The sequence below is a fragment of the Leptospira broomii serovar Hurstbridge str. 5399 genome, assembly GCF_000243715.2.
GTDB classification, from domain to species: domain Bacteria; phylum Spirochaetota; class Leptospiria; order Leptospirales; family Leptospiraceae; genus Leptospira_B; species Leptospira_B broomii.
The window spans coordinates 654,846-676,985 of sequence record NZ_AHMO02000004.1 but is presented as its reverse complement, the minus strand read 5'-3'; the positions used below and the strand labels follow the sequence as shown (position 1 = coordinate 676,985).

The 22,140-nt window shown below is 43.3% G+C and carries 21 protein-coding genes; 11 read left to right on the top strand and 10 right to left on the bottom strand.

The features are described from left to right. Positions 1-5 precede the first annotated feature (5 nt). Both LEP1GSC050_RS03280 and LEP1GSC050_RS03275 read right to left on the bottom strand, forming a co-directional pair. A complete protein-coding gene (locus LEP1GSC050_RS03280; protein WP_010569630.1) occupies positions 6-1,505 on the bottom strand; it encodes an MBOAT family O-acyltransferase in 1,500 nt (499 codons plus the stop codon). A 3-nt stretch (positions 1,506-1,508) separates the two neighbouring features. Then, positions 1,509-2,000, bottom strand: a complete 492-nt coding sequence (locus LEP1GSC050_RS03275; protein ID WP_040910972.1) for an NYN domain-containing protein — start codon at positions 1,998-2,000, stop codon at positions 1,509-1,511. Between the two features lie 74 nt (positions 2,001-2,074). On the opposite strand from LEP1GSC050_RS03275, the gene LEP1GSC050_RS03270 reads away from it, so the two are divergent. Continuing rightward, positions 2,075-2,917, top strand: coding sequence for a hypothetical protein (locus LEP1GSC050_RS03270; protein WP_010569628.1), 843 nt, complete (start codon positions 2,075-2,077; stop codon positions 2,915-2,917). 21 nt (positions 2,918-2,938) lie between these two features. Here LEP1GSC050_RS03270 and LEP1GSC050_RS03265 read toward each other — a convergent pair whose 3' ends face one another. Beyond that, entirely contained in the window at positions 2,939-3,406 is a 468-nt protein-coding gene (locus LEP1GSC050_RS03265; RefSeq protein WP_010569627.1) for a PaaI family thioesterase, read from the bottom strand. A gap of 158 nt (positions 3,407-3,564) precedes the next feature. On the opposite strand from LEP1GSC050_RS03265, the gene LEP1GSC050_RS03260 reads away from it, so the two are divergent. From LEP1GSC050_RS03260 to LEP1GSC050_RS03250, 3 genes are all read left to right on the top strand, one after another. Further along, a complete protein-coding gene (locus LEP1GSC050_RS03260; RefSeq protein WP_051184842.1) occupies positions 3,565-4,566 on the top strand; it encodes a patatin-like phospholipase family protein in 1,002 nt (333 codons plus the stop codon). 23 nt (positions 4,567-4,589) lie between these two features. Continuing rightward, positions 4,590-5,060, top strand: coding sequence for an Mpo1 family 2-hydroxy fatty acid dioxygenase (locus tag LEP1GSC050_RS03255; RefSeq protein ID WP_010569625.1), 471 nt, complete (start codon positions 4,590-4,592; stop codon positions 5,058-5,060). Between the two features lie 121 nt (positions 5,061-5,181). After that, complete coding sequence (locus LEP1GSC050_RS03250) at positions 5,182-5,760, top strand: TetR/AcrR family transcriptional regulator (protein ID WP_010569624.1); 579 nt, start codon at positions 5,182-5,184, stop codon at positions 5,758-5,760. Positions 5,761-5,847: 87 nt separating this feature from the next. Here LEP1GSC050_RS03250 and LEP1GSC050_RS03245 read toward each other — a convergent pair whose 3' ends face one another. Beyond that, positions 5,848-7,491 (bottom strand): glycerol-3-phosphate dehydrogenase/oxidase, encoded by a 1,644-nt coding sequence (locus tag LEP1GSC050_RS03245; protein WP_010569623.1) that lies wholly within the window; start codon positions 7,489-7,491, stop codon positions 5,848-5,850. Positions 7,492-7,655: 164 nt separating this feature from the next. Here LEP1GSC050_RS03245 and LEP1GSC050_RS03240 point away from each other — a divergent pair, with 164 nt between their 5' ends. Together LEP1GSC050_RS03240 and LEP1GSC050_RS03235 are read left to right on the top strand one after the other, a co-directional pair. After that, the gene (locus LEP1GSC050_RS03240) at positions 7,656-9,683 is read left to right on the top strand and encodes a PP2C family protein-serine/threonine phosphatase (RefSeq protein ID WP_010569622.1); all 2,028 of its coding nucleotides are present in this window, start codon (positions 7,656-7,658) and stop codon (positions 9,681-9,683) included. 156 nt (positions 9,684-9,839) lie between these two features. Beyond that, positions 9,840-11,534 (top strand): FAD-binding oxidoreductase, encoded by a 1,695-nt coding sequence (locus tag LEP1GSC050_RS03235; RefSeq protein ID WP_040910872.1) that lies wholly within the window; start codon positions 9,840-9,842, stop codon positions 11,532-11,534. Between the two features lie 68 nt (positions 11,535-11,602). Here LEP1GSC050_RS03235 and LEP1GSC050_RS03230 read toward each other — a convergent pair whose 3' ends face one another. From LEP1GSC050_RS03230 to LEP1GSC050_RS03220, 3 genes are read right to left on the bottom strand one after another with little or no spacing between them, the layout of a single operon-like run. Beyond that, complete coding sequence (locus LEP1GSC050_RS03230) at positions 11,603-12,367, bottom strand: enoyl-CoA hydratase/isomerase family protein (protein WP_010569621.1); 765 nt, start codon at positions 12,365-12,367, stop codon at positions 11,603-11,605. 20 nt (positions 12,368-12,387) lie between these two features. Then, positions 12,388-13,194, bottom strand: a complete 807-nt coding sequence (locus tag LEP1GSC050_RS03225; protein WP_010569620.1) for a hypothetical protein — start codon at positions 13,192-13,194, stop codon at positions 12,388-12,390. Between the two features lie 29 nt (positions 13,195-13,223). After that, a complete protein-coding gene (locus LEP1GSC050_RS03220) occupies positions 13,224-15,239 on the bottom strand; it encodes a tetratricopeptide repeat protein (RefSeq protein WP_010569619.1) in 2,016 nt (671 codons plus the stop codon). Positions 15,240-15,352: 113 nt separating this feature from the next. Between LEP1GSC050_RS03220 and LEP1GSC050_RS03215 the strand changes: the two genes are divergently transcribed. Further along, positions 15,353-16,795 (top strand): hypothetical protein, encoded by a 1,443-nt coding sequence (locus LEP1GSC050_RS03215; RefSeq protein WP_020986897.1) that lies wholly within the window; start codon positions 15,353-15,355, stop codon positions 16,793-16,795. After that, complete coding sequence (locus LEP1GSC050_RS03210; protein ID WP_010569617.1) at positions 16,782-17,891, top strand: cysteine desulfurase family protein; 1,110 nt, start codon at positions 16,782-16,784, stop codon at positions 17,889-17,891. The genes LEP1GSC050_RS03215 and LEP1GSC050_RS03210 overlap by 14 nt, the downstream gene beginning before the upstream one ends. Positions 17,892-18,128: 237 nt before the next feature. Here the strand turns inward: LEP1GSC050_RS03210 and LEP1GSC050_RS03205 are convergent, their stop codons facing one another. Then, positions 18,129-19,256 carry a deoxyguanosinetriphosphate triphosphohydrolase gene (locus LEP1GSC050_RS03205; RefSeq protein ID WP_040910969.1) on the bottom strand — a complete coding sequence of 376 codons (1,128 nt, stop codon included), beginning with the start codon at positions 19,254-19,256 and terminating at the stop codon, positions 18,129-18,131. Between the two features lie 188 nt (positions 19,257-19,444). Here LEP1GSC050_RS03205 and LEP1GSC050_RS03200 point away from each other — a divergent pair, with 188 nt between their 5' ends. From LEP1GSC050_RS03200 to LEP1GSC050_RS03190, 3 genes are read left to right on the top strand one after another with little or no spacing between them, the layout of a single operon-like run. Next, positions 19,445-20,068, top strand: a complete 624-nt coding sequence (locus LEP1GSC050_RS03200) for a DedA family protein (protein WP_010569616.1) — start codon at positions 19,445-19,447, stop codon at positions 20,066-20,068. 47 nt (positions 20,069-20,115) lie between these two features. Further along, a complete protein-coding gene (locus tag LEP1GSC050_RS03195; protein ID WP_010569615.1) occupies positions 20,116-20,667 on the top strand; it encodes an HNH endonuclease in 552 nt (183 codons plus the stop codon). Then, positions 20,667-21,191 carry an LIC11661 family lipoprotein gene (locus LEP1GSC050_RS03190; RefSeq protein ID WP_010569614.1) on the top strand — a complete coding sequence of 175 codons (525 nt, stop codon included), beginning with the start codon at positions 20,667-20,669 and terminating at the stop codon, positions 21,189-21,191. The genes LEP1GSC050_RS03195 and LEP1GSC050_RS03190 overlap by 1 nt, the downstream gene beginning before the upstream one ends. Before the next feature lie 5 nt (positions 21,192-21,196). On the opposite strand, the gene LEP1GSC050_RS03185 is transcribed toward LEP1GSC050_RS03190, so the two are convergent. Further along, a complete protein-coding gene (locus tag LEP1GSC050_RS03185) occupies positions 21,197-21,691 on the bottom strand; it encodes a molecular chaperone DnaJ (protein ID WP_010569613.1) in 495 nt (164 codons plus the stop codon). Then, a complete protein-coding gene (locus tag LEP1GSC050_RS03180) occupies positions 21,670-22,107 on the bottom strand; it encodes a hypothetical protein (RefSeq protein ID WP_010569612.1) in 438 nt (145 codons plus the stop codon). The genes LEP1GSC050_RS03185 and LEP1GSC050_RS03180 overlap by 22 nt, the downstream gene beginning before the upstream one ends. Positions 22,108-22,140 lie beyond the last annotated feature (33 nt).

Sequence of the window (22,140 nt, the reverse complement as noted above, 5' to 3'; positions counted from 1 at the left end):
AACCTCTAAAATTGGCAATAGATACAAACACTGGAATCTTCAGAATATAACGTGATTGCAAATATAGTAAGAATCGCGCAAAGTACAAAAACCCAGGTTCGATTTTCGCCGATTTTCTGAATCCGTTCCGGTTTATACTGCACGAAATGAAAAAACAAAAATGCTAGATACGAATAAGCAAGTTTTTCCATATTCTCCATTCTTTCTAGTTTAAATGGAGACGGTCCTGAAATTAACGAAGTCGCTTGGTCGAGCCAATTCGATCCGTTGGCTATTAAAATTCCGGAAAGTTTTCCCGGCATATTTGCGATTAATCCCACGACGTGCTGGACCATTTTTCCGGCGGAATTCGATCTGAATAAGATTGCGCTGAACGAGAATAGTACGAATATTATTTGAACTCTGATTACGTTTAAGAATCTATTTGAGGATTCTCCGTCATCCCATCCGAAACGTTTAACAAAAAACCTCTCCGTTGCAAGGATAACCCCCCAATAAAAACCCCAGGCGATAAAAGTGTAATCCGCTCCGTGCCAAATTCCCCCAACCGTCATTGTAATGATTAAATTGAGATAAGTTCTCCACTCCCCCGTTTTGCTGCCACCTAAAGAAAAGTAAATGTAATCTCTCAACCAAAACGAAAGAGTCATATGCCACCGTTGCCAAAGTTCCCGGCCGGATGGGGAAAACAAAGGGGCCTTAAAATTCTCCGGCAATTCGAAGCCTAGCATAAGACCGACCGACCTTGCCATATCGGTTAAACCGGAGAAATCGCAATAAACCTGGATCGTATACCCGAACCCAGCTAACACGAGAGAAAGATTATCGTATTGCCCCGGATTTGCAAACACAGGCGCGATTACGTTCGCAACAGGGTCCGCCACCAGGATTTTTTTAATCAAGCCGGAGATCATTAAGTAGCCTGCTCGGATGACTTTTTCCTTACTAGGAGATAGATGCTCTAAGTTCGGGAAAAAATCTTTCATCCTCAAAATAGGGCCGACGATTAAAATCGGGAAGAATAGGACAAAGGAGAAAAATTGCTTTAAAGTTAGGATCACTCCTTCAGGCTTTCGATAGGCATCGATTGCGGACGCGATCATTTGAAAACTGTAAAAGCTGACCGCTAAAGGTAGGGATATTTTTAATATTCTAGGAACTTCTTCGAAGAAAGGATATCCTGTGATATCCGCAAGTATCCTGTTGATGAAATAAAAATACTTAAAGAATCCAAGATTAATGGCGTTCAGTAGGACGGCGAATATCATCCATCCCTTTTTGTGATTCGAGGTTCGAATCTGATAATAAGCGAAGTAGTTCGCCGTTATAATCGCTATAAAATGAGCGAGAAATCCTAATCCACCGAAGATTGTCGACGCGCCCATAACATAGAATATTGCGCTTGAAAATAGCAAAAAATCCTGTCTTCGCCGACCGGGTAAAAGCCAATAAATGATATAAACGACGGAAAAAAAGATAAGAAATAGGATGGAATTGAAGAGCACGGTTTATTTTCCCTTCTTGAAGAGTTCTTTCCAATATAGAATTTCGCCAGGAGAAAGTTTTCGTTCCGAATCTTTCTCGGTTGTTTGCGGTTTTTCGCTGAAAGCATCGGCGACTTTCGCTGCAAAATCCTCAGATGTGATAGTTTTCGAGCCTAAGCGTTTTGCAAAAAGTAAAATTTCCTGATCCGAGGTTACTATGAATAGTTCTGAAGGTCTCGGCGAGTACTTGATATAATCCTTGATCAGATCGTCGGCTTTTAATTCTTGGCTGAAGTAAACTTGAATATTTCCGTAAGCATCCTTTCTTACCTCGCTTCCTTTTTCTTTCTTTCCATCAAAGAAAACGTGAATATTCGGGTTCTTAATTTTCGAAGAATACGCTTCTAAAATCCTAAGAAGTCCTACCCTAGCTTCGCGAAGACGATCGGAATACATAAATGCTTCCAATTCGGGAAATTTATAAATCAAATTGAAACCGTCTACTACTAAGTGCATCTCGCGAAATCTAGTGACCAGATTGGCCGTTCTAGAAAAACTTGTAAACACCTTACCGAACCGAGCCGATAGCCATGACGGATACTGCAACCAAACCTCTTCGAGTATCTCGAATCGGCAAAATCATCCGTACAATTCGATATTGGAGAAGCGTCCTTCCGGGTACGGGCCGGGATTACTTCCTCCTCACACTCGCTTCGATCGATGTCTTCCTGCTATTATTTGTAAATTCTTATAAGGAATTCATTCATCGAGATATTTCGGCATATGTTTTAGTTTTCGATCTAATGGTTCTCGTTCTTTGGGGACTTGAATTAATTTTAAAACTGAGACAGAAAGAAGATCCGAAAAAATACTTAAAAACAAATTGGTACGAAATCGTCGGAATTATTCCCTTCTTTTTCCTAAGGCCTTTCCTGTTGCTCCGCGGCGTAAAATTGGCGATCGCATTCTATCGATTCGGAACGTCCGGGCAAAACGTCAGCGAAGCTTTAACTCGAGAGATCACATTTCGCTTTAGGGACGTGATTGTAGATACGATCGCCGACGCCGTATTTCTGCATTCTTTGGAACGGGTGGAAGAAGTGATGCTTCGTTTGGATTATAGCCAGCTCGCTAAACAGGCTTTTTCAAAACATGATCGTCAATTTCACAATAAGGTTAACGAGTCGCTCCAATCCAAGTTTCTTTTAGGAGATTTATCGAGACTTCCGTTCATGTCCGAGCTTTCGCGGAGATTGGGGGAAGACATCGGACAGATGATTGCGGAAGTTTTGGAGACTGAGGTAATGGGGGAAATCATGAAGGATATAACAGCCAATATCCTGCGAGAAATGACCGATCATGTTCGGAAGCTTCCCCTGGAAAGAATTACAGGAACTCAGTCCAATACGACACAAGAAAGTCAACAGACTTGATCCGCAAAAATCTATATTCTTCTACTCTTGTTTTTCGGCTCCCGGAATTTTCAAAATCAAAACCTGAGTCGTAGATTTCGCGAGAAGCTTTTCTTCCTCGTCAAAAGCCTCGGCTTCGAGATAAATATGCTGATTGCCTCGTGCCACCACTCTGGCCGTAACACGAATCCGTTGATTTTCTTTGACCATACGAATATAGCTTACGCTAAGTTCCAACGTGGTAGTGGGTTTCCCCGCTGCCAGGTAGCAAAGTGGGCCGAACGTATTATCAAACGCGGCAGCTAAAAATCCGCCTTGAAAGACACCCATTGGATTGGAAAATCTCGGTTCGATATAAAAACTGCAAGTCAGTTCTTTTTTACGGACGTACGAAACAAATTCCCCTGAAAGTTCTTTGAACGCGGGAGGGGGAACTTTTAAGGAAGGGGCCGCCTTAGAAAATTTCTCCCATTCTTTTTGCATGTCCTGCAGATGATTTTCCTGGGCCATTAAAATTGTCTCCTCGACCATAGTCTGACGGGTTCGATTCGCTAAAGTCTTTCTCCAAAAAGAATGGAGTAAATCATTATCTTAGGGTTTGTAGGAACTATGACAGCCCAAATTTATTCTTGATTCCGAACGGCGTTCATTGTCTAAAGAAAGATTTAATGCTGTCTGAATCGACCAAATCATCGTATCCGTTTTTAGAATCCATTTGGAAGGAATTGGGGACTAAAAAAGAAATTGCCCTGGCCATCGCAGGCGGCGGAATCAAAGCTTTTTACGGCCTAGGCTTCGCATTTGCACTTCGTAGCTGGGGAATTCAGATTCGGGAAGTCTCGGGAGTAAGCGCCGGCGCTGCAATGGCGATTAGCGCCCTTTCGGAAACCGAGGAAGAAAGTTCAGTCTACTTCGAAGAATTAACCCGCAGAAACCCTAAAAATTTTTACTGGAATCGGCTTTTGAGAATTCTTCCACCCTTCCCACATGACGGCATGGCTCGTCGAACGGTCAGCTATTGTTTAAAACTTCCTAAACTACTTTCTAAGGCTGCGAAGATACGAATTCATACGGTTGAAATTCCGGGAGATCAAATTCAAAAAAATAAAAATGGAAAACCGAATAAGCGTATGCTTTTAGCGAGGGCTGCTAGGATTATTCGAGCCTATTTTAGAGACGAAGAATTAAGAAGAAAGGGGGAACTCCCATTCCATGTGATGGATAAAATGAAGGAATGGGGATGGAGAGAACGCGTCTTTACTGAAAAAGAATTTTCCGACCATGAAACGGTCACTCAAATCGTCATGAACTCCTGTTCCGCCTTTCCGGTGCTTCCTTTGCAAAGTCTAGGCGGTAATTACTATTTAGATGGAGGACTAACGAACAATCTTCTGCTAGAAGAATTCAGCTCCGAAATTCCGAAAATTGCGGTTTTCTACGAGCCGACTACATTGGTTGGAAAAGCACCTGAAATCGTAGCAAATACACTCCTAATCTCTCCGGATGCCCCATTTATAGAACAAGGGTTTGATTATACGAATCCGGGTCTAGTCCGTTATGCCTTTGAGAAAGGTAAGGAGGACGCCGAACGACATCGCAGCCGTATTCTAACCCACCTCGCTCCTATGTGGAAAAAACACTTGCTTTCTTTTTTCGAACAAATAAAATAATTAACCTGTTCGGGAGGGAGAGCATGAAATCTGTCGAATCATGGTTCGGCGAGTATGGGGAAAGCCACCAGAATAAAACCAACAAGGCAATTCACTGGATATGTGTACCTGCGATCTATTTTAGCGTTTTGGGTATGATTTGGGCGATTCCTACTCCATCATTCTTAACGAACATAAGTCCGCATTTAAACTTTGCGACGCTGTCGATCGCTTTTGTTATTCTATTCTATTTGAGACTTTCCCTGACACTTGCATTAGGAATGCTTGTCGTTTCCCTGCCGATGTATGCAGTCATTTTAGAATTAGAGGCGACAGCCCCGATTCCTGTGTGGCAAATTTCGCTCGGGATTTTTGCGATCGCATGGATCTTTCAGTTCATCGGCCACAAGGTAGAAGGCAAAAAACCTTCTTTTTTTAAGGATCTGCAGTTTCTGCTCATCGGGCCGATTTGGCTGCTTGGATTCATTTACAAAAAATTGAACATTGCCTACTGAATCGATCTTAGAATTCATTCGGTAAGAGGTCTTATTTTAATGCTCGAACCTATGAATTTGTCGAGTTGACGTAGAAAGCGACTTTATAAAATTTAGAGTAATCTGTTTCAGGAAAACCGGAATGCCGAAAATCGTAAACCACGAGAAATATAAAGCGGAAATTCTTTCCAAGTGCGTGGATATTCTCGCGCGGAGAGGATATTCGGCAGTATCTATGCGAGAGATTGCAACCGAACTGGATGTATCTACTGGTACATTATATCATTATTTTTCTACGAAAGAAGATATTTTTAAAGAACTCGTAAAGTTCGTTCTTAGCAAGGACATCCAAGAACTGCAAGTTTATTCAAAGGGAGAAGAAAACCAATCCATTGAAAAGCGTGTAGAAGCCCTTTTTACTATGGTGAAGGATAGAGAAAGCTACTTTCAAAACCTCCTTTATATCATTTGCGATGTCTCTCGTTTAAAGAATCATGAAGAGGAAAAGCAACTCATTGCCGAAGCGATGAAGGAATATGTGACGATCATCACAAAGCATTTAGGTATCACCAACCCCAACTTAAATAGACTTTTGATCAGTATTATCTTAGGGACGGTCGGACAAAGGATCGTCGATCAAGATGCCATCAAGCTAGAGGACGTAGCCGAAGTCGTAAAAGACTTTATGGGTGTAGTACTCGCAAATACGTTTACCTTCTAGCTTTCTTAAAATTTTCGAAGAGACAGCATACTTTAAATTCTTGGGAAATCGTATTCAATTATAATATTGTACGATTTGTTGATCGTCCTATCCGACCTTATATCTGCTGAGAATCTCCGCTTTTTCGGATTTTCTTTGAGTCTGATTCCAACCCAAAGATTTCCCGAGTTCTTCCATAATAAATTCTAGATTTTCCGCAGAGGGTAATCCTGGTACTCCCGCTCCGGACCTATGAAAGAAGAAATCGCTGGCCTTCCGGATTGATTCCCCGTTTGCAATGTACCGAATTTCGGAAATATATAATTTTTCTCCGTTCGCTAAAACTGCATAAGGTTCTCCAGGTTTGGCATTCTGAAGAATTTCATATGAGATACTGCCATAACGATTCGCAACGGTTTCCAAAACTTCTCCGCTTAATTTCGGAAATTTGTTCGCTAAACCGTGAATCAACGAAGCAAGATCGGAAAATTCTCCGGAAATCAAAGGGACGAAATTCGTCTCACAAGGCAAATAGGTTCCGGGTAAATAATCACATAGGAGGTCGGCGATCTTTTCCGCAAGTCCTCGGCTGGTAGTATATTTTCCTCCGAGCGCAGTAAAAAATCCGGGAAATCCCTGATCTTTATGGTGAATAATTTCCGTCTTTCGGGAGGCATTGTACGTATCCGAGGTTTCTCCGGGGTCTTCCACAAGGGGTCGCATACCTCCATAGAAAAAATCCACGTCGGTTTCTTTTAATTCTGTATATCCGTAAGCATAATTAATTTCCTCGAGTAAACCTTGGATATCATTCTTCGTAACTTTAAATTTATCCGGCGAATCCTGATAAACCGTGTCAGTAGTTCCGATTATGGTCTTACCTCGCCAAGGAAGCACAAACATATGAGTTTTATCCTTCTTCTTCAATACTAGCGCTTTTGAACCGGAAATTGCGCGAGTCACGATATGAATTCCTTTTGATCTTATTAGAACCTTATCCATTCCGACTCCGGCGAGCGATTCGATAAAATCCGCCCAAGGTCCGGCAGCGTTAACGACCGTTTTCGCAAAAACCGGGAATTTCTTACCGCTTCGTTTATCCAAAAGAATAGCCTGGTACGCTTCTTGTCCTTTACTAAGCGCTACAAGTTCCGTATAATTATATGCCTCACCTCCGTTTCGTTGCGCGGAGAAAATAAATTCGCAAGTGTGACGTTCCGGATTTATATTTTGGTAATCGTAGTATAGATATGCTCCCTTCAATCCCTCTTTCGGTAAGGCGGGCGATTCTATAAGAGTCTCTTCCTTACTTAGAAATCTAAATTTAGGAATCCAGCGATCCGGAGAAATTTCCCTATTTTTATCGAATGAGAATGCGTCATACATCTGCATCCCTGCCGCTAACACCAGTTTTTCGGTCATTGAGTAAACCGGAACGAGAAAGCCCAGGGTTTTTACGGCGTGAGGACTGATTTTAGCAAGAATTCTTCTTTCCCGAAGCGATTCTCTAACTAGAGCAAACTCCGCATTCTTAAGATACCGCAAGCCGCCGTGAATGAGCTTGGAGGTAGCCTGACTAGTTCCTGACGCGAAGTCATTCTTTTCCACTAGTAATGCTCTAAGTCCTCTAAGGGTGGCATCCCAAAGCAAAGTCGCTCCGGTAATTCCCCCCCCAACGATCAACGTATCATAAACGTGGGAAGAAAGCTCAGTCTTCGGAGATTTCGAACGAGAAGCACGAGTATTTACCATAGGTTTCCCCAAACTAGTCGTTTCGATTGGATTGGTCAACGATTTACGGAAGTCTTAAAATGTACTGTGCTTCGAGTTAAATTAAAATGTTGAATCACTCCGAAAGATTTGCGACTAGGTAAGGATAAGCTCGGAAAATAACCGAACACGGTTCATCATCTCAAATGACATCTCCTCAGAATCTTCTCAGAAAAATCCGAGTCTCCTGGGGAGACTTTCTTTCTATCTTCGAACCGGACCCGGATCGAAAGACATACGAGCACGAATATAAACAAGACCTGAATCGACAAGTTATGACTTTGCAATATCCGGGATCGATTCTCGGAATTTTTGTCTGGTTAGGATTTGCTCTGGGGACCGATCAAAAGCTACATCCGGAATTTCCGGAACTCGTTTATTTTCGGATCGGACTTTCTTTAATCAGTACAATTTCCCTCGCGCTTTTTCTTTTAGGATCGGTCTTTAAAATTCCGATTCGGAAATTCGGTTTAGAATTTGCTTATGTGTTCGCGTCGTATTTTTTACTCTCCTGCTCTTTCTTTACGGGAAGAATAGCGGACGATCCGAACTACGTTTCGGGATTGCAGATCGCCGTGTTGATCATAGTCTTCTTACCCATTCCGAGAAGAATATCTTTTCTACTATACGGGGCTTCCATCGTACTGTTTATCGTAGGCGTTATTCTGTATTCCCCTCCATTGAATACTCCCCAGGCGGCGTATTCAATGCAAAATCTAGTCATCGCATATTGTGTTGCGATAGTCTTTTCGATTATCGTGGAAAAGTACCGATTTGCGACATTCGTCGGTAATTTTAAAATCGTAGAAAAGAACCGTGAAATTTCCGAAAAGATGGATCAAATTCAGGTCCTAAAAGAAAGACAAGACGGAGATTATTTCCTTACCTCTCTATTGCTGACTCCCCTTTTGAAAAAAGAGATCACTGTCGGATCGCCTCTAAACGTAGAATTTCTATTCGATCAATACAAGAAATTCAGCTTTCGAGGAAAGGAGTATGAAATCGGCGGAGATTATATAAGCGCCTATGAAATTCTTTTACGAGGAAAAAAATACACTGCGTTTATCAACGGTGATGCTATGGGAAAATCGGTCCAAGGGGCCGGTGGAGCGCTCGTTCTAGGATCCGTTTTCAATTCGATTATCAGTCGTTCCCGTCTTTCTCCTGAAATCCAAGCCAGATCGCCCGAACGCTGGCTAAAGGAAGGATTTCTGGACCTACAAAATGTCTTCGAGACATTCGACGGATTTATGTTAGTTTCGGCCGTTTTGGGGCTAGTCGATCTTGGAACAGGCACCCTCTATTTTGTTAACGCCGAACATCCATGGCCGGTTCTATACAGGGACGGGAAGGCCTCCTTTCTAGGAACGGATTCGAATATGCGAAAATTAGGAATTTCCGAAATTCTAAATTCCAAGATTGCAGTCCAAACCTTTAAGCTAAGACCTAATGATATCGTTTTTTGCGGCTCGGACGGAAAAGACGACCTGATCTTGGAAGAGAACTTTTCCGGCAAACGAACGATCAACGAAGATGAGACCCAATTTCTTCATTGCGTAGAGGAAAGCCAAGGCGATCTGGAAAGAATTCGCAGATCTCTTTCGGCGAAGGGAAAATTATCCGACGATCTGAGCTTATTATCCCTCGCGTATCGCCCGAGTCAAGATCCTTATAGAGCGGACGATTCCTCGGTCCTACTAAAAGCGGACACCGCATTTAAAAACCAAGATTACTCTACAGCGATTCACATATTGGAGGAATCTCTGCCGAAAAATTCGGGTGTTTGGCAAGGACTTTCACCAAAAATAGCCAAGGCCCTCTCTCGTTTGTACGATAAATCGGGACGTACTAGAGAGGCCGCAATTTGGGCCGAAACGGCGTTGGATTGGGACCCTGCAGATTCCGAATTCTTTTTTCAGACCTCCCTTCTCTGGAAAAAAGTTTATGCCGCTTCTCGGGACAACGAGTCATTAGAGCGAGCGTCCGAATACGGAGAACGCTTCCGTATTCGAATGCCTTCACACGTCCGCAATTTAATTAACCTAGCGGACACGTATCGCTTGCTAGGAAATCGGGTAAGAGCCGGCAAGTTGCTTGCGGAAGCTGCCGAACTTGTTCCAGGTGATCCGAAGATCCATAACCTCCGCCAACTATTAGAACAACGTAAACCCTGAAATGAATTCCGGAATCCGTCTTTCCGAGAAATTCCCATCGATTAATTTTCTTTAAAGAGCGAGTTTTCGTTCCGAGAGTTTATTTTTTCCGTTGCTCTTCCGCATTTCCAGTATTTCCTGGATGTGAATTCCTTCCAAGTCGGAGCTGACCGGAAAATGTTTTATCACGAACTGAATGCGAACATTGATTATTCTCGAACCAATCTTAGGTGGAACGCCTGGGGTGCAAACGACCAAGATTTCTTCCGAAAAAGCCAGATGCCGGAAATTCTCAAACTTCTTCAAAATGAGTTTCGAATCGATAGGATTCGGGAAACTCCCTCATCTACTTTGGAAGAAATCAAGCTCCCTGCTTCGAAACTTGGGTCGGGAGATATCAGACAACTTTCCGCAATCCTTGGAAAAAATAATATTAAAACCGATCGATTTGAGAGAATCTTTCACTCTGCCGGGAAAAGTTTTTATGATGTTTTGCGTCTACATCGCAATACGCTTAAAACTTTCGTTGATGGAGTCGTTTATCCAGGTAAAGAGAGTGAAGTCGCCAAAATTTTAGAATTCTGTTCTCGAAATAAAATTACCGTAATCCCATTCGGCGGGGGCTCTTCCGTAGTCGGCGGCATCGAGGTCATTAAAGGGAAAGGTCATAAAGCCGTTATTTCTCTGGATACGACTCGAATGGATAAATTCCTTTCGCTTGACCCGGAAAGTCTGACTGCTACCTACCAATCCGGAATCTACGGGCCTAAACTAGAATACGCCTTGAATCTTAAAGGATATACTCTGGGTCATTTTCCACAATCTTTCGAATACTCCACCTTAGGCGGATGGATTGCCGCAAGGAGCGCAGGCCAACAGTCCAATCGCTACGGTAAAATCGAGGAAATATTAACCTCGGTAAAATTAGTCACCCCTTCAGGTATAGTTGAGACGTTGCGAGCACCGGCTTATTCGACAGGACCGGATTGGAATCATATAATTGCCGGAAGCGAAGGATTACTCGGAATCATCACGGAAGCTACCGTCAAAATTCATAAGATTCCAGAGACTAGAAAATATTTCGGTTTGGTATTCCCCAACATCAAAGACGCGTTAGGTTTCATTCGAACTGCCAACCACAAAGAAATTAAGACTTCAATGTTGCGTCTTTCAGACGCGAATGAAACTAGGCTGTACGAGACTTTGGGAGAAATAGGTAAAAAGCGGACACCGAACAGAATGATTAAAACTTGGATACAAAACAAAGTACTCGAATTCAAAGGGCTGAGCCAAGGGAAATGTGTGGTTTTAGTCGGTTTGGACGGCTCTAAATCCGAAGTGGATCATTCGTTTTCGGGTTTAAAAAGGATTTGGAAAAAATTCGGTGCGCTATATGCGGGTGAAAAATTAGGACAAAATTGGATTCATGGCCGCTACAATATGCCGTATCTTAGGAATCATATCATGCTCTACGGCCTAGGCGTCGATACGATGGAAACCTCTACGACTTACGAGCGAGTCGAGGCTTTGCATACCGCCGGCCTCGAAGCGCTCCAAACCGCGATACCGGGTTCGATCGCTATGTGCCATTTATCTCATAGTTACCACGAGGGCGCCTGTCTATATTATACGATTCTATTCCCGTTGGATGAAAAAAAACCCGAAGAACAATGGATCCGTATGAAAAAGAAAGTATCGGACGTTTTTACGGCCCATAACGCTCCGATCAGCCATCATCACGGCGTCGGAATAGATCATAAGCCTTGGTATGAAAAGGCGTTGGGACCCGTAGGAATTGAAGGATTGAACGCGCTAAAAAAATCCGTGGATAAGAAGGAAATTCTAAATCCTGGAAAAGTATTTCATTCCTGAATTTCCTTTAATTTTGGAAAATTTAAATCAGCCAAAGGATCGGCATAAACTCGATTCGGGTTGGTATATCAAGTAAATGCAGGTCGCCGTCTTTCCAGAATAGATCTCATACCTTCCTGTCCATTTTTTGAGTGGACTGCAGCCGCCAACAAATCTATATCCCGAGACTCCAGTTGGTCGGCTACTAACCGCTGTGAGTCTCGTAAGGATATTTTGATTCCGATTACGGATTCAATGGCCATAGTCGCGAATTGGTCGCACCATTTTCTTGCTTTAGGGATCAAGTCTTCGGCAGTTGCAGATTCTTCCACTAAGCCGACGGCTACGGCCTCGTCGGATTTTAATCCGCGTCCCGAATAAAGAAGATCTCGAGCAGTTCTGATTCCAACTAGTTCTTTCAATACATAACCGGAAGTGGACGGGAAATTGAGGCCGATCAATGCTTCCGGAAAACCGATTCTCCCCTTCTTTTCGACCAGGATGCGGTAGTCCGAAAAAATCGCGAGGACTGCGCCCACTCCCATCGAATGCCCGTTCATTGCGCAAACGATCGGTCGGCTGGAAAATAAGACCTTCCCGCAGGCTCCTAGCGCCTCCTTTAGTACTGCTTTAATTTCCGAGAGTTCTTTTCCGATAAAGATCTCCGGGTTGAAACCGTTGGAAAAAAATTTATCATTCCGCCCGGAGAGCAGAATCGCTTTTATACTCCGATCGTTTTCAGCGGATTCCATCGTTTCACTTAACGTTCTAAAGAAGTCCACGCCGAGTGAATTCGTTTCGTTCGTTTTGATGTAAAGTTCGAGGATATGCCCATTTTTTTCCGCTTCGATCATTTTCAGCCAACCTTCCTATTCTAAAATCCGAACGATGAACTCGTGACGTTTTCAGTACGGCCAATTCGCTTCATCTTAATTTCGATTCGATTTTGATCGCTTCCATCTTCCCTAGAGACGATACGAGTAAGAGTCACCTTTGGCGGAAATTCTACGGCTCCTTGAACGCTCGTTAATGCTTTTACATTCTTGCGGCTCGAGTTCCATTCTACGGTGGCAATTCCCTTATCCGTTACGTAATAAGTCCATTCTTCTCCCGATTTACGAACCAATATGATTCCTTCCTTAGGATGAACGAGCGTTCTATCCGGTTGGAATAGCTTTACGTTTCGGTTTGATAAAAGGTGGTATATGACGGGAAACGGAACCACCGTTTGCTTTCCCCCGTTAGGGTCGGCGATAATAATATCGTCCATCGGTTGCTCATGAATTTTATCCTGGGTCGCCGTTTTGATTCGGATCAATTCGCCGTCCGTATATACTTTTGAAACGCTGATTCCAAAAAGGCGATCCGTTAATTCGATCTGCATCTTTCCGGAAGGTTTATCGTAATAGATCTTTCCGTTTAATGAGAAAATATCTTTTTTTGGAACAAAATTCTGAATTCGAATTTCAAAGTCGCCGGAGTAAGAAGAGCCGGCATCTTCCATTTTTCTAACTTCGTCTAGAAACTTAGCTCCCTCTTTTGACTTAGCGCTCACAAAACTAAGTTTTCCGCGTAAAGGAAATGCAACTTCTTCGATTTCAACTGTAGCGCATTTACAGCTTAATAATACGATTAAACTAAACGATTGAACCAAACGAGTCACTTTTTTATTTGATTCCAATTTTTTTTCCTCACAGTTCGAATCCTTCTTTAGGGTTTAATCGTAACCGGTTTCGTTCTCAACCTCTCCAGTTTTTCCCGGATTCTTGTCTTGTCTTCTTTCTTTTGAAAAAGCTTGCTCGATTTTTCCCAGTACATTCTAGAGTCTCCAAGTTCTCCGCGTTCAAAATGTAAATCTCCTAAATGTTCGCAGATCGTAGGATCGCTTTCGTTCTTTTCCTGAAGAATTTGATAGGCTAAATTCAAATGCAATAGCGCGTCGTCTAACATTCCGCGTTTATAATAAATCCATCCTAGACTGTCTTGGTACGCTTCGTTATCAGGCGCCAACTCAACTGCTTTTCTGATCAAAGAAAAGGCCTCGTCTAGTCGACTTCCGGATTCGGATAGATAATATCCTAAATAATTGTAAGCGATCGGATTCTCCGGATCCAAATCCATGGACTTACGTAAATCGAGCTCCATTTCCTGTATCTTACCGAGTTTCTCCAGCGAAATCGCCCGGTAGAAATAATAGATGGCAGTCTTCGGATCCAATTGAATCGCTTCCTCGAAAGCACCTTGACTTCCGGAGAAGTTTTCCGTCTGGGAAAAAATCACGCCTAATAGATAGTGCGCGTACGAATTTTTTGGATCTTCCTTTATAATCTCTTTCGTTATCTGCTCCGCCTCTTTCGTTTTTCCCGGCGGATTTCCTCTTAGTAAAAAAGCCAAATGCAGGCGATATTTTCGAACCTCGTCGGGCGTCTCCGATAATTCGATCGATTTTCGAATTGCGACGATGGCCCTGTATACCGAACCGGATTGTTCGTATACTGTGGCTAGAAAATTGTAGCGACTTGCTATCACTGATTTCGGACTACCGTCCTTGCTCACAATGTCGATCGATTCTTGTATTAATGTTTCCGAAAGATTCCAAAGCTGCGACTGTAACGCGATTTCTGCCGTTTCCACAAGTTCCTTGGAATAAATTTCTCCCTTTAAGTCGGGCTGATGCTTTAGAATCTCCAAAACGGCAAGTCTGACCCAAAGTCTTCGAGGATATTTTTCCCGCATCGGATAGATGATCTTCTTAGCGTCTTCATAGCGGGAAGTTAGGACGCAATATAAACCGTAGAGCAGAGATCCTTTATATAACTTTCCGTTTTTCTTAAGTTCCTCGAAATAAGCCGACGACATCGAACGGCTTTCTACGAAATACATTTCTCCCAGCATCATCTCTACGGATGAATTTCCTTTCACTTGCGCCAGAATTCTAAGCAGTTCCTTCTTTGCCTGGGCAAATTTTCCTAATTGATTCAGAACTCCGGCTAAAAGGAATCGAATCTCCCAGGCCTCCGGTTTTTGCTGCAGATAGCTAGACAAATAAAAATAGGCTTTAGAATTTTGCCCTTGAGCGAAGTAAATTTTTCCCAGGGATAAATATACGAATTCCTTATATTTCGGATTACCTTCTTTCTTCTCGATCGCATCGTTCAAAGAAGTCAGATATAAAATCGACTTCGCGTTATTTTGAATCGCGATGTTGGACGAACTGAGCAAATAATAAACGTAGGAATCCATCGGAAAACGGCTTAGATTTTCCTCTAAATAGTCGCTGGTCTTTTGGTACTCCGCTTGTTCGTAAAAAATGCTCGCTTTCAATATATAGGTTTCCCTAAAATTCGGATCGCTTTTTTCGGCAAGATCCGCTTCCTGCAACGCTTCCTTGAGCTGACCGATGGAATAGTGTGCCATCGCTTTGTTCCATCGAGCAACGGCCGAAACAGTGCCGCCGACTGCCTCCGAACAACGAACGTATTTTTCGAATTCTCCTAACGCCTTTAGCGTTCTCTCGCCTCTCTCTCTTCCTTCGAGTCTTCGCGCTTCATTCAAGGTATCTAATGCCATTGACAGAAAAAACGAGGGCCATACCGACCTAGTTCGTCCCGATGAATCGACGTCTCGACATAAAAGTTTTTGCCCTGAATCGATAGGCGCTCCGAGAAGAGAAAAGAATACATTCGTAGTCAGAAGTAAGATAGGAATAGTGCTTGCTAGTTTCATAATCCCCGGACGTGTATAAGCTTGGGAAGAAGGACGCAGCATTTCCTCCCCGCTCAGTCTCTGCGGGGGATCGGCGGCGTCGAACGAATTTTCCCCGAACCGAAGGAAAGAAATTGCTCAGTATTCTGCGAGAAAAGAAAAAACTTTTCCTAACCCTGCTATTTATTTGGACCATCGCGGCAGTTTGGGTTTTTCCCCGAAGATTCGAAATTTTGCGGGATATCTCACTCTGGCTGGATCCCCCCGTTTTAAACCCTGCACTCTCTTTAAAATTGCAGGAAAAGGGGGACGGATTCCTAAACGAAAAGAAAGAGTTTCGGGGAGTCGAACATTATCTGCAACTTGATAAAATGTCCGAGGCTTGTTACCGAGCCATGGATTTAGGAAAGCACGGAGTGGACGATATTTTTAGAATTCCGTCCTGGATGGAAGCAGAACAAAAAGGATGGACCCTTCAAAAATTATCGGACAGCGATTCGAAAAGCATCCGCCAAGGAAGAATCGATCCGAGCGAATATTGGAAAGAATTCTCTCCAGCAGTATTGGAATCTTTGGATTATTATAAGCGAGCTTTAAATTATAACCCGTTTGACGGATATAATACTGCACCGAGCCAGATTACATTCGGTGCAAGTAGACCGCAAACAGCGGGCAAAAGTCTTCTAGAAAAGATCCGTCTTACTGCCTTCGCTTCCTGTCGACCCGAGGAGGCTCTACTCGCTCATTTTCAGTCCCTATTGAGTATAGAAGAAATGGTCTTTGATAAGATCAAAATCCGAAAAAAGGACCCTATTCCATGGTGGAAGAAAATCCTAAATTTCTTCCGATTCAGCTGTGCCGCGGATGAAACGAGTATAAGCGAGCCGGAACTCCCCAGAGAAATACGAATTTGGCAGGCAATTACGGAATCAAATTCATCTCCGATCGTATTTGCAGCGGATTACCCCGAACGAACTTCTCTGTCGGCGAATCAGTATAAAAAATTACTTCTACGAACCTTGGAATTACTTCAGAGCCGAACTGGTCATCCAGGGTCTTCCCTTTCGCCGGAAGAATCCGTTTCGCTGCATACTCGTATGCTGTATTTTTCCTGCGCTAAACGGAATATTCCGCCTGAGGCTAAATATTGGGGCCCTTCTGCGATTGCCGCGATACCCTGCGATTCTTCCGACGAGGAAGGGCAAAAAATATTCTATTCGAATCTCTATCGTACTGCGGAACTTTATTATAGACTCGGTGAACGCGAGGATTCGTATCGCAAACGAGCCGGCGATCTCTTTGAATCCGTTTATCAATCTAGGAAAACCGAACTAGGCATGCGTTTTCAGTCTAAGTTAATGAGAGTTCGTTGCTTGCTGTATCAAAAAGCTTGGGACCAATCGCTCAAGGAGCTGGACGGACTACAAACCGAATTGTACACTGTCGATCCGGAGTACAGAAGCGATCGATCCGGCTACGAAGATTTGATCGAAGATCGCAAGAAGTTGCTTCAGTATGTTCTCCGCCGAAAAGGAAGATACGAAGAAGCGGACGACCTGTTCGATGAAAAGAATTAAATATTTCGATTATAATGCCACTCATCCTCCTTATCCCGGTTTACTAGTTACCGTAATAAACGAGTACGAGGCGGATTTTTTTAATCCATCCGGTCCGACTCGTTTTTCTCTCGGAAGGCAGGGTAAGATAGAAGAAGCCCGGAAAACTTTGGGAAAGCTCACCGGTAAAGATGCGAAGGGTTTCGTATTTTGTTCCACAGGAACCGAAGCAAATTATCTTCTAGCGATCTGGGCAAAATCTCTCGTTAAGTCGGTAGCTTATCTTTCGCCATACGAACATTCTTCTTTTTACGAAGCGGTCGAAAATGCGGGTATACCGTATGAAAAACTTTCGGGAAATAAATCTGGGCTCGTTTCTCTGCAGGAGATAGAGGAAAAGTTAGCCAGCAAACCGGGTCCGGTTTTTATAATACATGCAGGAAATGAAAGCGGCGTCCTCCAGCCTCTCGATGAAATCGGAAGATTATGCGACAAATTCGGTGAGAGATTGTTTTCGGATACGATGCAATCTTTCGGAAAAATTTCGGTTCCATTCGAAGTTCTTAGCGGTTTTACTTTTTCCGGCCATAAGATAGGCGGAGGGTTGGGCACATCCGTACTTTGGTTTGATCCCAATTTATCCCTAAAGGCGGGCTTATTTCGGGGCGGAAATCAAGAAAACGGGTTCAGAGCGGGAACTGAGAATTCTCCTGCGATCATCGCGCTTTCCGAAGCCGCAAAACTCCAATTTTCCCAAATGAATGAACGGAATATCAGATTACTCCGTTTTAGGGAAAAAATAGAATCGGCTCTTAAACAAGCCGGAGTAGAAATCGTTGCAGAATCTTCGCCGAGACTTCCTTCCACTACTTTCTGCATTTTACCCACGGAAGATTTGGATTTTTTTATGATGGGTATGGAAGAAAGAGGTTTTGCTCTTTCTACAGGATCCTCCTGTAAATCCAGATCTAGGGAGCCTGCGCTTTCCTTATTGGAAATGGGTTATACGAAAGAAGAAGCGCTTCGGGCCATCCGAATTTCAACGGGTAGTTTCACTACGGAAGAAGAAGTGGAAGATTTGATCAAAGGTTTCCTGGAAGTTCTTCAATCTCTTTAATATAGCATTTTCGTAAATTTCATTCCGATTCTTATTCTATAATATTATTATAAAATGATTCGGATCGGGTGGACGTAAATGGCGGAACGATCGCCTTAGGTCGTCCGTTAGACGGGCAGCGATAGCATTATCCGCACCTTGAATGAATTAAAGATATGAAACCTCGTAAGCGCCTTAACGGCACTCTTCATTGCGGGAGTTCGGGCAGTTGCGACGACCTAAACTTTTTTAGATCTTCTATTTGCGAAGATCCTTAAATACCGTCTCAGCGTATCGATCCGTCATGCCGGCGACAAAATCGCAAACGCTTCTATCTAATCCTTCTGATTCGATACGTATCCTGTAAGTCTCGGGAATTTCCTTGGGATGTTGTTGGAAGTATTTAAAGAGCACTGAGATCATATCTCTTCCTTGATCGCTTGTTTTTATAACCGAAGGGTGTCTATACAAGGTCTTGTATAAAAATGATTTCAATTCTCGAACTTTCTCTCCGAACTCCAAATCGAATCCTATGATTTTTTTACCTTCGGTATACGATCTATTTAAATCGCTCCGGTTTCCAATTTTATACTCGAGGAGGCGGCGATAAACGACATCGATAATATGAGACACCATGCCGTTAGTCAATTCGCGAATCGTCGTGCGAATCCTGACTTTCTCGTTTACTTTCGGATAGCGCTCTTTGGTTTTACGGCTCGTTTCGTTCCAAAGCGGAATCTCTTCCAACTCTTGTAAGCGAAGATAGCCCATCTCCAGGCCGTCCTCGATATCGTGATTTGTATAAGCGACTTCGTCGGCTAGATCGGCACACTGCGCTTCAAGACTAGGACCTTCCTGCTTTCTTTCCAATCCGAGAGTCGAGGTCGAATATTCGGCGCCGTGTTTCATTAGACCCTTTAAAGTTTCTATGGAAAGATTTAGCCCCGGGAATTCAGGATATCGAGTTTCGAGATATCTTACGATTCGTATCGATTGTTTATTATGTTCAAAACCACCCGAAACGGACATTAATTCCGCGAGCATATCTTGTCCCGCATGACCAAACGGCGTATGACCTAAGTCATGCGCGAGAGCGATGGTCTCCGCCAATAAAGAATTCAGACCTAGAGCGGTGGCAATCGTACGAGAAATTCCGGCAACTTCGAGAGTATGAGTTAATCTATTTCTATAGTTTTCTCCGACGGAATAAACGAAGACCTGCGTTTTATATTGAAGTCTTTTAAACGCGCTCGAATGAACTACCCTATCTCGATCGCGCTGAAAAGGAAGTCGATAGGAATGTTCTTCCTCGGGATATTCTCTCCCCCCCGTTCGATCATGGGGAACGGCGTATTCGGATAACAAGGAATTTTCCAGCTCAGACAGAGCGAGTCGATCTCGAAGCACTTCGTACCAGAATCTGACATGGATAAGTCCACATCAAGCCAAACATTTGATCATTGCTCGACCGGTTATTACGAATTCCGAAATTCTATTTTTTTCTGTCCTCTTTCCCCCCCTGCGGATTTCATTGGTAGGAATTCCCTCAACCTGGAAGTCTTACATTACTCTTTATGGATTTTCTTGCAATTTTAGTAGATTTCTTCTCAGGCTTCGGCCAGGGTTTCGCTTATATAGCCGTATTCGCTACTCTGCTCCTTTGCGGGTTCGGGCTTCCTATTCCCGAAGACGTGTCCCTGGTTTCTGGCGGAGTGATAGCCGGCCTAGGATACGCGAACGAGCATATCATGTTTGCGGTTGGGATGGCAGGAGTTTTATTCGGGGACGGGACGGTGTTCCTACTCGGGAGAATTTACGGGGTTCGTGTTTTACAGATTCCATTCATAGCTCGATTCATCACGCCGGAGCGATTCGAAAAAGTTCAGGAAAAATTTTCTCAATACGGCAATTGGGTTGTTTTCATGGGCAGATTCATGCCGGGCCTTCGTATGCCGATTTATTTGACAGCGGGCACTTCGGATCGAATTTCATTCTTTCGATTTTTAACCTTAGACTTCATTGCCGCCGCTATTTCGGTACCAATCTGGGTTTATCTCGGACACTACGGGGCGAGTAATTTAGACACTCTAAGACATTGGATGCATCAAGGTCAGGCTACGGTCTTCGGAATCGTGGGAGCTGTTCTGGTTATTGCTCTGGTAACATTTTACATTAAGAAGAAACTCGCAGCGCGGTAATAGTTTTACTCGACATTCTTTCCTATTCTACTATTGTCTGGTTAGATATGGACGTCCTCGGTCAGCCGGTCTTGGTGCTGAACGCAACCTACGTTCCGGTTGCCATTCGTACGGTAAGGGATGCGATTGTTCTTCTTCTTCTCAATAAAGCCGAATTAATTAAAGACGAAAAAAACCTCCTGATCCGTTCTGAAAAATTAAAGTTAACTGCACCTAGAATTATCCTTTTGACGGATTATTATAAAGTTCCTAGAAAACGACACAAACTCTCCAGAGAAAATATTTTTCTGCGAGACAATTACGAATGCGTGTATTGCCGAAGGAAGCTTCCTACTTCTAGACTCACCCTAGATCATGTGATACCGAAAAGTCGCTGGGAAGAGATCGCTAAAGAGCGGAAACCCGCCGAATATCATACCTGGGAAAATTTAGTAACTGCTTGTCGCGATTGCAATACTAAGAAAGGCAACAAGTTGCTTCACGAATTGAAATGGGAACTTCCTGAAAATCGATCGACAAACAGGAGGCGTATCCCACTGTTTTCCGTATCCGACCAATTGGCCGAAAAATTCGGTTGGGCGGAATATATCCGCACATAATGAATAAAAATACCGTAACGATCCGGTCAGCAATTCTTCCATTCCTCTGTCTATTTGTCGCAATTACGGACTGTTCGAGAAATTATTCGAACACTCCTATCGTAACCGCTCCTCCGACGATTATAGCTGTCACCCCGATTGCCACCGGATATGAAATCCGTTTGCGTGCCGGTAATGCCGAATTTCTTTTTAACGGGTACACTCTATTTACCGGAAGCACTGCGTTCAATTCGAGAAACCCGTCTAGCTTTACCCAAGGCGTTCCCTGTCAATTACCCCTCAATCTGATTCCCAATCAACCGATCGAATATTCGATTGAAGTCAGTCCGACTGCAGGACCTCTCGCGGTAGTTCCTACAGGTTCTTCCCAAAATGCGAATCGGGTCTGTAAAATCGTTACGACTATTTCAACCGGACAATATATAACTCTACGATCTTCCGTGCTTGCTTTAAATTTGGTGGGAGGTACGGCCAAAGACGTATTCGTATTCTCTTTACCTTCTAATACGGTTATCGTTCCATAAATGGTTCAGGATCGAAACCAAACTCCGATCCTTTTTAAGGTTTCTTCCGCATCCGATCTCCAAATGCTAGTCGGATAATTCCGGATGAACTCCTGCAATACTGTCTTAGCTTCCATTAAGTTGATTCTTAGCTTTCTAAGTTCGGAGTTTTCCTCCGGGTTTAAAAAAACGGGATTTCCTTCCGTCTTTTTAAAGTATTCCTCCAAAGCATCGGCGGCTATTTGTTTAGCGGCTTTATAAGTTAGAAAACCGTCTCTATCTTCTCTTCGCTCCTCTTTGCGGGAATGAGAATTGGATTCCTCATACTTACCTAACGATTCGAGTAAGACATCCCGCAAATTTACTAGTTCCTTAAATAGAACATCGCTTTCGAATTCACCGGAATCAGGATGGTATTTTCTGGATAATTCTCTGAACCTAGATCGGACTAAGTCTTCGTTATATTTTTTTGGAAGTCCGTAAAAATCAAGCGCCCGACTTAACAGGTCCCCGTCTTCCAACCGCTTTTCCTTTGGGCAAGAAATTTCTTTAACTGGATATTGGCTTGAACGAGATTCAATTCTTTTTGGTATTCGGATAAGATCTGTTCCATTAAAGAACCGACTCTTCCATTCAGATCTCTAGACTCTTCTAACTTACGAAAAAGTTCGTCCGCTAACTGAATCATATTTAGGGATTGGGGAGCGGACTCCTCTAAGAGTTCTATCTTTCTATCCAGGGAAAACATTCTCTCGACAAGAATCGAATTCTGTCCTTCGATTATCGCCGCGGTTTCCCCATCGCCGTACCCTAAAATTTCGAGCTGCCGTTTTTGAAGGGAAATTACTTCGTTCAACAGATTGATTTTTTGACCGTATAAATCGGATAAGGAATCCTCTCGGGAATCGAATTGCTTGGTTTCCTTCTGTTTTGGCACTGCGAACTTCCTCTTCCGGTAGATTCGGAAATT